A 12,588-nucleotide genomic window follows, 5' to 3' on the forward strand; every position below is an offset into this window, starting at 1 on the left:
AATTTAAACCCATAATACGCAGTAGTTGTGTTAGAGCAATTTAGTAATGTCCGGTTTGAGCCATTTTTAAATGTCCTCCTAAGCTTACCTATATTGGTCTGCTTAGGAGTTATCCGGATGCTTATTACTATGAGTGAAAAAGATATTCATCGATTCAAGGTGCTTACTGACGTACGTGAAAAACGACTACGCCAAGTTGACGCTGCTATCATTTTGAATCTGTCTGCCCGTCATATCCGACGTTTGGTAAACAAACTTGTCTCTCTTGGCGCTCAAAGTCTTACACACGCAGCGCGTGGACGCCCAAGTAATCGACGCTAATCAGAACATTTCAGAATTGAAATACTGAAACTTATCCGTGAGCATTACTCTGACTTCTCACCAACGTTCGCTCTGGAAAAACTGACTGAACGACACAATCTATCCGTCTCTAAAGAAACACTCCGTCAATGGATGATCGCCGACGGACTGTGGCTTCCACATTCACAACGCAAACCTCGAGTCTATCAGCCTCGTTACCGTCGTGATTGCTTGGGTGAACTTATCCAAATTGACGGCTCCCATCATGACTGGTTTGAAGGCCGCAGCGACAAATGCTGCCTATTAATGTTAATTGATGATGCGACTGGCCGTTTGATGAACCTAAGATTCAGCACGTGAAATCTTTGCGTATTCAACACCTTAGATCTTACGGATTTTGCGTACCACGCCGGATTAAATCCTTAATTAAGCTGCTTATTCGTCGCTACGCCACCGGTCAAAAGATTCAGTAACGCGCTAATCATGAGTACACCAAACGATTCAATTCAACGTGCGGACCATCTCTAAGGCTTTTCCAGTCACCGCCCCAAATGGTCGACACTTCAAGCTCCCTAGCCGCTTGTTTAAAGGCTTTGCTGATCGCTTCGTAATACTTAAAGTCCCACGTCACCTTGCTGTTTTCATCGTAAGCCACGAAATCAATCGCATGGCCGGATTGATGGCGACTTGGACGTTTGTGGCCGTCAAGTTGGCTCAAACCCTCCTGATAGAATTGGTATTGGTTTTTGGCGGTACGTAGCCCTTCCGTAACAGAGAACGACTTCGGCTTGCCTGAAAGGAAACATTTTTGAAATGGGCATTACATAGTCCATCAATCACAAAGAAAACTTGAGAAAGTCACATACAGAGTGACATCAAAACCACGGCCTCTCGACTTAATAAACCAATCAATATCACCAATTGGGCAGTTAAAATAACCATTTTAAATCAATGATATAAAAGTAGTTGCAAGTTTCATCTATACTCCGCCGCTGTATTAAATCGGAGCCCATACTTTGCAAACAAACAATGACCAAAAGCAAGCAATTATCTTATGCGCACTACTAACCATTGGATCTACTTTCTTTAATGTTGACGTAATGGTGACGAGCGTTGGTGAGCAAGTCATCTCATTCGTTTCTACGTTTATCACATGTGTTGTCAGTATTTGTTTGTTGTTAAGATTCACTAATGTGGACGTTATCAGTTCTCATTATCGAATCTTGATTGGTGTTAGTTTTATTGGCATGACGATCTTAGAGAATGTTTATCCGGTCATCCTGTACAGTGACCAAATATTTATTACTGAGTACTACGTTATCTTTTGCATCGAACTCGTTCTAAGTATCTACGTTACGAACGTCATAATTAATGTATCCAATATACTTAGTCATTTGGGAAGGCTCTCTCTACTCGATTCATTGCAGGCGAAGATAAAAGGAAGACGAGATTCAAAAGCTGAAGCAACTCGGGTATATAAAAAGCTCTATCCAGTATTGGAGCTCCTTCTTGATCAAGGCTATAGTTTTGATTCACTGGAAGTTAAAGGTATTGTTAAAGTGTTAGGCGACTTGCCAGCATTAGGAAAGAAGCGAGAGAACTTCGCTAAGTCTTATCTCAGAGATGAGTTCACACTACGTAAGTTGCCACGCGACCCTTCATGCTTTGAAGGACAAACGCTTTGGCACTGATATATCCAGATAAACATAGATATCTATACCATTTATCCGCCAGCGCGTTCAAATATCGCCTCAATAAGAGTGTTAACCCAAGCTGCTTATCTTATATAAGTGTTATACCGCTTTGAGTTCGGTTGTGACCCAAGGCTTTATCTCTTCAAGCTGAATTGTTCAACAATAAAAAGTTACGTTGTCTCTTACTCTTAGTAACATTTCCCCTACCAAATTAGGTTCACACAAAACAAACCTCTTAAACAGACTGCTATTTCGTGTTTAAATTTTGATCTATCAAACAATTATCTTAATAAATAAGGTGACTAAGCAATCAAATGCAATGCACTCATGCTGTATTTGTATAGTTAAATGTTAGTATCTGGCAATGTTGTAAAATAGGTGTTTGATATGTTGCCTAAACTTTATAAGTTCAGAACGCTGCATGATAGAAACATACAGTCTATCTCTGAGTGTTCGTTGTGGTTTGATTACGCTAAAACCTTTAACAACCCTTTTGAATCGAACCACATATTTGACCCAGCCCTTCAGAACGAGTTCAAGGTGATGTGCTTCTCCCAATCGAGTGACCACCCTATACTCTGGTCTCAGTACGGCGATAGCTTCAAAGGCATGTGTATTGAATACGACCTCAATCATTATGATGGAGAAGCAAATCTCAACTGTTTTAAAGTGCAATATGAAGATGACCCGACTCTATTTAGTTTGCCGTCTACCCTGGATTTACAAGGATCGGATTTGGGCGCTGAGCTATTCAGAATTAAGCATTCGAATTGGCGCTATGAAGAAGAATATCGGTGGGTTCTACATGATGAGGAGCTCATTGGGAATAAGCTTTACCTTAATAAAGAGTGCTTAAGCGCTGTCATCCTTTCAGAGCACGCTCCGCCAGATCGAAAGTTAAAAGTCCTTATGATATGTCAGAGCCTTGGAGTACCGGTCAAGCACGCAATAGCGAGGCAGAATTCCTGCACTTTTGAAGTAGTCAACTAAATCAGATAGATAGCGGCAATACATTCAACAAACTGAATCTTCACCGCGAGTTACATTGTAACTAAAAAGATGAGCCACATTAGATTGTGGCTCATCTTTTTACATGTTTGGGGTCAGTTTCCCAGGTATTCTAGCCTGCATTTGCTCCATGGTCGCTACGGACATCTGCACCGTTGAAAACCAATAAGGTCGATGTTTAATATTAAACAATTCACTATTCTCTAGGGCTTCAAAAATAGAGAACTTTCTGCCCTGCGAAAGCGCTGCACCGTACACGCTTCGTTCAAGGACTGGGATATCGTGAACTTCTTCGAGGAGCGCACGTTTAATAAACTGGTTATTTTGGCTCCAATCTATGTAATCGACTAGGTTTTTCAGTAACTTAGTATCTAAGATCTCTATCATAGATTCGAGAAACTGTGTGTTCGGGATAACCTCTGTACACGCATAGTATTCGTCGTGCTTGTCACTTGCATCCCGATAACCAAGCATGGTTTTAACGAGTGCATCTTCAAACGTCGCTGAAAAATGATTACAAATGACGAATAACGGCAGCGTTCTTAATACTCCAAGCAGAATACCAACGTCTGGCTCTTTTACTGACGTCTCTTGTAACCGCATTCGGGTAGAGTTTGCTGTAACAACTAGGTGTTGCCAAACCTTCGGAACAATTGGCTTGATGTTATCATCAGACCATTTAATGAGTTGCTGACTCATGAGTAGTGGAAAAAGTAATTTGCAATTCTCTATGCCAATTTGTCTCGCTGCTACTTTTGGATCCAGCACCACTTTCGATTTTTTACCGTATTTTTCTGTAAATTCCGGATTCGACACAAACTCAATAAGACTTGAACTTAGCGGCCTACTTTCAGCTGAAATTTGATGCAATTTGGAGAAGTTCAAAGATGATGAATAAGCGACACTAGCGAAATGGTTAAAATCCGGAAGTTCGGAAAAAAGAGAGCTCATCAGTGTTTGTTCAAGCTTCCCAATCATCAGCTCAGAAGCTGTATTACAAACATCATCTATGACGTAGCGTAATGTCTTTTGCTTTGCTACGACTTTCTCACGACGAGCACTGACTCTGTCTTGTTCACATCGCAACAGAATTCGCTGATTGTGAGATATTCGATCATTCTCATCGAAAATAACGCTATCACAATAGCGATTTTCCAAACTTAGCAGTGTGTCTACTGTCGTTTGTTTGAGTTTAAACTTTGGAGAGACTAACCACTTATTGAAGTGTTTTTCTACGTTAATTGAAACTTTTCTCGATATTTCAATAACTTCAGGAGTGTAATTTTTGTTTGCTAACAACAACCGTGACTTTCCTTGACCTAATCCTAGCTATTCATCGTATTATATCCCAGCTATATATAATCAAGTCAATATTAATAGATATTTAAGATACACGAAGAACCTAGCGTGACAAAACATCCATAAAAATTTAGTTATAGTGCATTGGGCGTGCACCTAGAAAGATCAAGATCGTTGACTAGCTTTCTATGTGTAAACGAATGTACTTTTCAGGGAAGCTGTATTTAAACTTTCGATTATCAGGCAAGTGCTTTCGCGCTTGTTTACACACTCGACTATCACCGGAAGTCCTAACCTTTTTAATTCGAGCATAGCCTTTTGAATGGCGCATTTCGATCATTAGGTCGCAGTACCCTTCAAGTTCGATCGAGCTTTTCTTCATTCCTTTGAGGATTGAAGATTTGATTTTCTTTGCAACAGGATTAATTAATGCATCATCAGCGAGTACGCTCGGAGACGTAAAGCACAACAAAAATACGAGATATTTCATACTGTTCTCAACTATGTGGTGTTGAAAACAGTATGCAAATTATTATGGGAAGTATGAGGTTAAATTAGTACTAGAGATTAGTAAGCAAACCATGATTTCAAAAGTTATGCCTTCTTAGAGCCTTTAGATTTGAAGCCATTGTGAGGAAACACATTTCGAATACGTTGTTGAACATTCTTAGGGATGTCTTTGGTGAACTTCAAGTTGTAACCAGAACGCTTTGCGTAAACCTTAAGCTCTCCTTGAAATGCATTGTTGTGACCGATTTCTTGAAGATTGTGCTTGAAACTAGGCGGTAAATGCCCTTTTACTTGTTCAATCGCACCTTCATTGAACTTGATCCTCAATACGGGTCTATCAATTGCGACGAGCCAAAAAACCAATACGGCTCCGATTAAAATTACATACATCATAATGCCACCACTAATGCCGCTTATTTGTCGTCAGAAAGGAGTTTACTCAAATCTTCTTTGAGACTGGTTACTGTTTTACTGGCCTGCTCGCTTCGAGATGCTTCACTAACCAAATACTCTATCGCGTCAGATAACGTACAGCCGAGTTCGTTTGCGCGTTGAGATAGCTTCTCCCAAACGCGATAATCTAGATCGATCGACTTCTTTTTAGTATGAACTTGTTCGGCGTTGAAGTGACGTTTACGTTTGGCTCTGATCGCTTGTTTAAGCTTGTTATCAAGCTCCGGAGACATGTTATTTGAGATCCACTCAAGAACCCCTGTAGGTTGGTGTTCTAGCTTTAACAAAGCTTGCACGGCAACATCAGCTTCACTTGAATCAATATGGCAGGTGATCGAATCACCTTCTTTCCATTTTTTTACCAAGTAATTCCATTTCCAACCACATTCTAAATTTTCAAGCTGCTGATATTTCATGTCTAATCTCGAGAGTTAACCTAGTGACAGCGTAACCCACATTGGGTCACTTAACAATTATTGTCTTGAAAGAATAGACCAAGATCATACTTATATTAGCTTAGTGTTTAGTAACTACAACATAGACCTATATGACTCCCCGCTTTTTCTATATACTCCCTACCTTATTATCATAATCAGACATTTAAATGACTCAAGTAGATTGGCGACATGTAACGCCTCAGTACGATGAATATAGCGCTCAACTAGAGCAATTCCCTGACATCTCTCCTTTCACATTCTCAGATATTCAACATAGATTTAGAGATGCGCTAACCCGTTTTGTACGCCTATCCAATCTTTCACGAGTTCTACTTGTTAATGCGCCTGACAATTCGATCTATCGTCAACTTATCGTTGAATCTTTAACGACGGAGTTAAACAACGACTCTCAGCCTGTTATAAAAACCGAATCTTTAAATGCAGCCGCTTTGTTTGACCAAGTTCAGTCTAAAGATGGTGAAATTGTAGCAACAAAGCCGGGACTACTTTCAAGAGCAAACAATGGTTACTTGGTTGTTTCAGCAAACCTGATCCTTGCAAATCCAGGAAGCTGGCTGCTATTGAAATCAGCGCTTCTCGGTGAAGCTGTTGAGCCAATTAGCAGTTTTCCTGAGCATCTAAATCAGGCACCTATAGAAGCACTGACATACAACATTAAGTTGATTGTTGTCGGAGACCGCGCTCAACTTGGTGACCTGGATTATCTAGATGGCGATATTCAAACAGGGTTTTGTCTATTCAGCGAAATAGAACAAGATATTAAGCTCTACAATGAGAGCCTAACGCAATACCTTGGCTATCTTAAGTGGTTACAACGACGCTATAACCTTCCAACGATAACTCAAGAAGCTTTGGTTGGAATCCTAACGGCAGGCGCAAGAGAAACAGAAGACCAGAGCTACATACCGTTATGTCCGATTTGGCACAACGCGCTGTTGAATGAAGCGCTCATCGAAGCAAATGGTGGTGACATTGATATTCACCATATTCAGCAAGCTCAACAACACAAATACAACCGCGAGTCTTACCTTCCTGAGCGTGCTCTCGATGATATTCGAGATGGCCAAGTCATTATCGAAACTGAGGGTGAGCAAGTCGGCCAGGTTAATGGTCTGACGGTTATCGACGTTCCTGGACACCCTATTTCTTATGGTGAACCGGCTCGTATTTCCTGTGTTATTCATTTTGGCGATGGCGACATTACCGATGTAGAAAGAAAAGCAGAGCTTGGTGGCAACCTTCACGCTAAAGGCATGATGATCATGCAAGCGTTTGTAAGCAGTGCGCTAAACCTTGAAGATCCGTTGCCATATGCTGCTTCTGTTGTGTTTGAGCAATCATACTGCGAAGTTGATGGCGATAGTGCTTCTCTTGCTGAGCTTTGCTCTCTGGTAAGTGCTTTGTCGGAATACCCTATCAAACAACAAATAGCGGTAACCGGTGCTGTCGACCAATTCGGTCGTGTACAAGCCGTTGGTGGGCTAAACGAGAAAATCGAAGGCTTCTACCATGTGTGTAAACACAACGGGCTAACTGGCGAACAAGGTGTGATCCTTCCAAGATCTAACTTAAGACACCTTGCTCTGAAGCCAGACCTAATTGAAAGCATCAAAAACAATGAATTCCATATTTGGTCCGTCTCTAATGTAGATGAAGCGATTCCTCTTATTATGAACGCACCATTTAGGGACGAAGAACAAGAAAGCGTTCTGAGTAAAATCGCAGAACGTATTGAAAACTTTGAAAGACATGAACACCCAATTGGAATTGTTGGACGCATTAAAAACTGGTTTGTCTAGTACTGATCGGACTTGTTTAGCGTACACCTGTTCACTAATATGCACCTATCAAAAATCGGAGTAATTGATAATGCAAAACAAACGTGATTCTTACACTCGCGAAGAGCTTCTAGCATCAAGCCAAGGCGAACTATGGCCAGAAGGCCCTCAACTACCAGCACCAAACATGTTAATGATGGATCGCATCACTAAGATGTCTGAAACTGAAGGTGATTTCGGTAAAGGTTTGATTCTTGCTGAGCTGGATATTACTCCTGACCTATGGTTCTTCGATTGTCACTTCCCTGGTGACCCAGTAATGCCTGGTTGTCTTGGCCTAGACGCAATGTGGCAGCTAGTTGGCTTCTATCTTGGTTGGGTTGGCGGCAAAGGTAAAGGCCGTGCTCTAGGTGTTGGTGAAGTTAAATTCACTGGCCAAATCCTACCTACGGCTAAAAAAGTAACTTACGAAATTCACATGAAGCGTGTTGTTAACCGTCGCCTAGTAATGGGCCTTGCAGACGGTCGTGTTCTTGTTGATGGTAAAGAAATTTATGTTGCTAAAGATTTGAAAGTTGGTCTTTTCCAAGATACATCAGCATTCTAGTTTAATAGTTAGATTTTTAATAAAGCAGCCAATGGTTGCTTTATTTTTATTTCAATGCATTTAGTTATAGTGCGTTAAGATATAGCTTAAGTAACTCTGATCAGTTATATGTCCACCAGCGAAACAATCTTAAATCACTTTATAAACGGCCCATTCTCGGTTTGTAAGGCATTGTATGACTCTCAGAAATTAACAAGGCTCCAGTTGCTTAATAGCAACATGGAGCCTTGACCTTTGAATATGTTCGCCCTATCTACTTATAGAGACCTGAATGCTTATCATCTTTGGCATCACGCCAACCACCTAACCAATACGATTTAGAATCCATTTGGCTATATGGGCAAGCTTCTTGTGACCTGCCATTTAAACCAGCTTTGTAACCTTGAGATTGTGCTCGTTCTAGGCGATCACGCTTTTGTCTCTTCATAGTGCAGTCCTCATACGGGTGTTCGTTTACTAACATACAATGATTACAACTGAGTGGAGTTTTGTTTACTCCAACTTTAAGAATCGACCACTTTTGAACTTTTCTCAAGGCGAAAAAAAGCCCGAGTTCAGAATTGTGAACTCGGGCTCAAGAGATAAAATTATTTAAATTTTCTACGGAACCCTAACAGGCCAAGTACAGTCAAAGCGAACCAACCTAGGCTGCCGCCTTGACGATCAACTTTCTCTGAGTCAGCACTACGCGTTTGGATATCGGCTTTACCTTTACCAGCGATAGGAATCAACTTAACAGCAACAACCTCTTCAACTGCATTAGATGCAGCACCGCCACAATACGAGTTATGTGACGTTGTATCGTATGGTTGTGTTGTTCCACCAACGGTACACTTGATAGCTGTAGCTGAGATCACACCTGCATCGTTGATGCCTGAAGCGTCAATGATTCGGAACTTGTTGTTTTCTCCAGAAGCGTTGCCATCATTCGTTAGATCATCTAACCACCAAGCCTGACCATTAAAGATGTCTACACGACGCTCATCTTTCGATGAAGCAACATTATAAGGATAAATAAAGCCTCGGTGTCTACGCTCGCTACCATCAACTTCACGAGTCGTTTCTGCATCGACTTGACCAACAAACTCGTTAAAGTTGTTCACCGCCTTCGCTTCACCACTAGCACCACCAAAGAAGATACCACCAGATAAGTATGTCGCAGTCGGGGTTGATGCCGAAGCATCAGTCACAACAAACATCTTGTTACCAGCACTACCATTCTCTGGCACATAACCATTACGTTTAGAATACCCAACAGCAAACAAGTTCTCGTTAATGTCGGTAGCCACAGAGTTACTGTATCTAGCATCATCGTTTGATGAACCAGATTTGACCTCAGCGCCGCTGATTATTTTCGTTGTCCAATTAGCTCCGGAAATATCCAGTGAATCACTAACAAAAACACTTGCATTCATGTCTTGCAGGTCACCATTACCATTCACCGTATCGAAACCGACGCCATATAATTTGCCGGAGTTTTCCGTAAGGCCACGCATACTTCCTTGAGCAAAGTAATCACCTTCTTGAGCATTACCACCACGGCTCCAGTCAAACTGATGAACTTCTCCGTCCTTCCAGATAGCAGCTTTCGAACTGAACGTTGTGTTTGAAGTATCGGTTACTGGTCCTTTAACTGAAATACTGCCAAAGTTATAAATGATGTCAGTACCAGCATTATCAACAGTTAAAGCACCAAAAGCACGTGATTCAGATGAAGCAGTTAGAGGCACCGTTGTAACTGCGTTATAACGAATATCACTGCCGTTTGACTCAATACCTACTGGCACACCTGAATCATCTAGTGCCGTGATAGCTACGTTATAAGAACTAATTGAGCTACCGTTTTCAACAAATGCTTTCGCGTTTACATAGCTAAGGTTGCTCTCTTTACTCCAAGTACTCCAACGGTTGTCCGCCCAGCTTTCACATGTAGAGTATCTAAGCTCACGATAACAATAGTTTTCAAAATCATCGCGTTCTTGAATATATTGGAACGGTGCATCCATAGCGAAAGGAACTTCTTCGCGGTAGCCGATGCCGTCTACTGCATTGCGAGTTTCACCAGCGAGCTTAAAAGTACTAGCAGCACAATTTGTTGCACTTGAATCAAAACACCCTTTTGCAAGCTCACTCGTTCCATCTGTAGCAACACCAGGTTGAATCGCGACACCAAATATTTCAGACGCACCTGTAATTGAAGGCGTAACTTCAACTACGTCATACAGCGCAGCGTTGGCATTAGTTGCAGCAAATACTAATGCTGCAACTGTTGTTAATTTAAATTTAGTACAAGTCATTATTACTTCTTAACTTTCCTGTTGTAGTGCCTCGAGCTCTTCCCAGCGCTCAAAAGCAACTTCAAGCTCCTGCTCTACTGCAGATAGCTTATCTAAAACTGGTTGTGTCTGCTCTACAGATTTTGAGAAGAAGTCTGGATCATTAACTTCTTGCTGCAGAGTTTCAATCTCGGTTTCCAATTCTTCCAAACGCAAAGGTAACGTTTCTAATTCTCGTTGTAGCTTATACGATAACTTCTTAGGTTTAGCTTTAACTGGCGCAGTTTTGGGAGTTTCCTCAACAACTTTCTCCGCCTTTGCTGGCTTTTCAGCCTGACGATACTCCAATGCTTGTGCTCTTTGTTTCTGAGCATCGTGGTAACCACCAACAAACTCTTCCACTACACCGTTACCTTCAAATATCCAACTCGTCATTACCGTGTTATCTACGAACTGACGATCGTGGCTCACGAGAAGCAACGTACCCTCATAGTTGGCAAGCAAATCTTCCAAAAGTTCCAATGTTTCGATATCTAAATCATTGGTAGGCTCATCGAGAATCAACAAGTTATTCGATTTAAGGAAAATACGAGCCAATAACAAGCGGTTTTTCTCACCACCAGATAGCGCTTTAACCGGTGTACGAGCACGCTTAGGAGAGAACAAGAAATCTTGTAAGTAGCTTAGTGCATGACGCTCACGTCCGCCTACGGTCACTTCTTGCTTACCATCAGCTAGGTTATCAATCACCGACTTCTCAGGGTCTAGAATTTCGCGGTATTGGTCGAAGTAAGCCACTTCAAGTTTAGTACCACAATGCAAACGACCTGAATCAGGCTTGAGTTGATCAAGAAGCAGTTTAAGAACCGTACTCTTACCACAACCATTTGGGCCGATAAGTGCGATACGGTCGCCGCGCATAATGTTGAAGCTAAAGTCTGTAACGATCTCTTTGCCTTCAAATGCAAAGTTAAGGTTCTCAGCTTCAAATACGATTTTACCTGAACGTGCAGACGTATCGATTTGGATATTTGCTTTACCTTGTACTTCACGACGATCTTGACGCTCTTCGCGAAGCTTTTTAAGGGCACGAACACGGCCTTCGTTACGCGTACGACGCGCTTTGATACCTTGACGGATCCAAACTTCTTCTTGCGCTAGCTTTTTGTCAAATTCAGCGTTTTGCATCTCTTCAACACGTAGCGCTTCTTCTTTCTCTAACAAGTAATTGTCGTAATCACCAGGGAAAGAACTTAGCTTGCCACGGTCAAGATCAACAATGCGTGTCGCCATTGATTTGATGAAAGCACGGTCATGCGAGATAAAGATGATTGAACCACGGAAATCTTTTAAGAAAGCTTCTAACCATTCGATCGTAGCTACGTCCAAGTGGTTGGTAGGCTCATCAAGCAGTAATACGTCAGGGTCACATACAAGCGCACGTGCGAGTGCAGCTTTACGTTGCCAACCACCAGACAGTTCCGTCAGTTTGGTATTTGCTGTTAGTTTAAGAGCAGCAAGAACATTACTTACGCGATCTTCAAAACGCCAAGCATTCGCATGATCCAATTTTTCTTGAACGCGAGTAAGACGGTTTAAATTCTTTTCGCTAGGATCTTCTGCAATAACATCAAGTAAGTTGTGGTACTCCTTAAGCAACTCACCTATCTCAGCTAAACCACCAGATACATATTCGTAAACTGAGCCTTGCTCATTACGCGGTGGATCTTGCTCTAGACGAGATACAACCACATCTTGCGTGATCTGCATCTTGCCGTCATCCATGATGATGTTGCCAGACAAAATCTTCATCAACGTTGATTTGCCTGCACCATTACGGCCAACCAAACACACACGTTCGTTTTCTTGCAGTGCGAAATCCGCACCATCTAATAATGGGTGATCGCCAAACGCTAATTGCCCATTATGAATTGTAAGTAATGCCATTCTTCTTTAACCAATCGTTAAGTTCTAACAAGCCAAATGGCCAGTTAAGCTCTGAGTGTTGAGACAAGTCAGAGCTTTCAAATTTGAGCACCGGAATAGTGACCCCGTAACGGGAAAAGAGCTCATCATCCAATGCGATATCCACCACATTGATCTGATGACTTATATTCAACTGTTCCGTGAGTTTGAATGCCATCTCACATAGATGGCATCCTTCTGTACTGTAGAGAGTCAGCACTATATGTCCTTATACAATCT

At 41.7% G+C, this 12,588-nt stretch carries 13 protein-coding genes and 1 pseudogene; 5 read left to right on the forward strand and 9 right to left on the reverse strand.

The window, feature by feature from the left end; all coding sequences use genetic code 11:
* Positions 1–129: 129 nt before the first annotated feature.
* A pseudogene (locus tag BCT49_RS19205) lies at positions 130–654 on the forward strand (ISNCY family transposase); the annotation flags it as partial.
* Positions 655–781: 127 nt separating this feature from the next.
* Here BCT49_RS19205 and BCT49_RS19210 read toward each other — a convergent pair.
* Positions 782–1,018, reverse strand: a complete 237-nt coding sequence (locus tag BCT49_RS19210; protein WP_102437513.1) for a M15 family metallopeptidase — start codon at positions 1,016–1,018, stop codon at positions 782–784.
* Positions 1,019–1,316: 298 nt separating this feature from the next.
* Here BCT49_RS19210 and BCT49_RS19215 point away from each other — a divergent pair, with 298 nt between their 5' ends.
* Positions 1,317–1,991 (forward strand): hypothetical protein, encoded by a 675-nt coding sequence (locus tag BCT49_RS19215; RefSeq protein ID WP_102437515.1) that lies wholly within the window; start codon positions 1,317–1,319, stop codon positions 1,989–1,991.
* Positions 1,992–2,381: 390 nt separating this feature from the next.
* On the forward strand, positions 2,382–2,984 hold the full coding sequence (locus tag BCT49_RS19220; RefSeq protein WP_102437517.1) for a DUF2971 domain-containing protein: 603 nt from the start codon (positions 2,382–2,384) through the stop codon (positions 2,982–2,984).
* A 99-nt stretch (positions 2,985–3,083) separates the two neighbouring features.
* Here the strand turns inward: BCT49_RS19220 and BCT49_RS19225 are convergent, their stop codons facing one another.
* The 4 genes from BCT49_RS19225 to matP all read right to left on the reverse strand — a co-directional run bounded on the left by BCT49_RS19225 (position 3,084) and on the right by matP (position 5,680).
* Complete coding sequence (locus tag BCT49_RS19225) at positions 3,084–4,304, reverse strand: hypothetical protein (RefSeq protein ID WP_102437519.1); 1,221 nt, start codon at positions 4,302–4,304, stop codon at positions 3,084–3,086.
* Positions 4,305–4,479: 175 nt separating this feature from the next.
* Positions 4,480–4,791, reverse strand: a complete 312-nt coding sequence (locus BCT49_RS19230; RefSeq protein ID WP_102437521.1) for a hypothetical protein — start codon at positions 4,789–4,791, stop codon at positions 4,480–4,482.
* A gap of 104 nt (positions 4,792–4,895) precedes the next feature.
* On the reverse strand, positions 4,896–5,204 hold the full coding sequence (locus BCT49_RS19235) for a DUF3634 family protein (RefSeq protein ID WP_102437523.1): 309 nt from the start codon (positions 5,202–5,204) through the stop codon (positions 4,896–4,898).
* Positions 5,205–5,224: 20 nt separating this feature from the next.
* Complete coding sequence (matP, locus tag BCT49_RS19240) at positions 5,225–5,680, reverse strand: macrodomain Ter protein MatP (protein ID WP_017106977.1); 456 nt, start codon at positions 5,678–5,680, stop codon at positions 5,225–5,227.
* A gap of 188 nt (positions 5,681–5,868) precedes the next feature.
* Here matP and BCT49_RS19245 point away from each other — a divergent pair, with 188 nt between their 5' ends.
* Both BCT49_RS19245 and fabA read left to right on the forward strand, forming a co-directional pair.
* On the forward strand, positions 5,869–7,521 hold the full coding sequence (locus BCT49_RS19245; RefSeq protein ID WP_102437525.1) for an AAA family ATPase: 1,653 nt from the start codon (positions 5,869–5,871) through the stop codon (positions 7,519–7,521).
* 70 nt (positions 7,522–7,591) lie between these two features.
* Positions 7,592–8,107 (forward strand): bifunctional 3-hydroxydecanoyl-ACP dehydratase/trans-2-decenoyl-ACP isomerase, encoded by a 516-nt coding sequence (gene fabA, locus BCT49_RS19250; RefSeq protein ID WP_029223508.1) that lies wholly within the window; start codon positions 7,592–7,594, stop codon positions 8,105–8,107.
* A 253-nt stretch (positions 8,108–8,360) separates the two neighbouring features.
* Here the strand turns inward: fabA and rmf are convergent, their stop codons facing one another.
* The 4 genes from rmf to BCT49_RS19270 form a co-directional block, all read right to left on the reverse strand.
* Entirely contained in the window at positions 8,361–8,534 is a 174-nt protein-coding gene (gene rmf, locus BCT49_RS19255) for a ribosome modulation factor (RefSeq protein WP_017074275.1), read from the reverse strand.
* A 160-nt stretch (positions 8,535–8,694) separates the two neighbouring features.
* Complete coding sequence (locus BCT49_RS19260; RefSeq protein WP_102437527.1) at positions 8,695–10,404, reverse strand: DUF3466 family protein; 1,710 nt, start codon at positions 10,402–10,404, stop codon at positions 8,695–8,697.
* Positions 10,405–10,413: 9 nt separating this feature from the next.
* The gene (locus BCT49_RS19265; protein WP_065104257.1) at positions 10,414–12,330 is read right to left on the reverse strand and encodes an ABC transporter ATP-binding protein; all 1,917 of its coding nucleotides are present in this window, start codon (positions 12,328–12,330) and stop codon (positions 10,414–10,416) included.
* Positions 12,308–12,568 (reverse strand): glutaredoxin family protein, encoded by a 261-nt coding sequence (locus BCT49_RS19270; RefSeq protein WP_017106982.1) that lies wholly within the window; start codon positions 12,566–12,568, stop codon positions 12,308–12,310. The genes BCT49_RS19265 and BCT49_RS19270 overlap by 23 nt, the downstream gene beginning before the upstream one ends.
* Between the last annotated feature and the right edge of the window lie 20 nt (positions 12,569–12,588).

This window comes from Vibrio lentus, from assembly GCF_002875945.1.
Classification (GTDB): Bacteria; Pseudomonadota; Gammaproteobacteria; order Enterobacterales; family Vibrionaceae; genus Vibrio; species Vibrio apostichopi.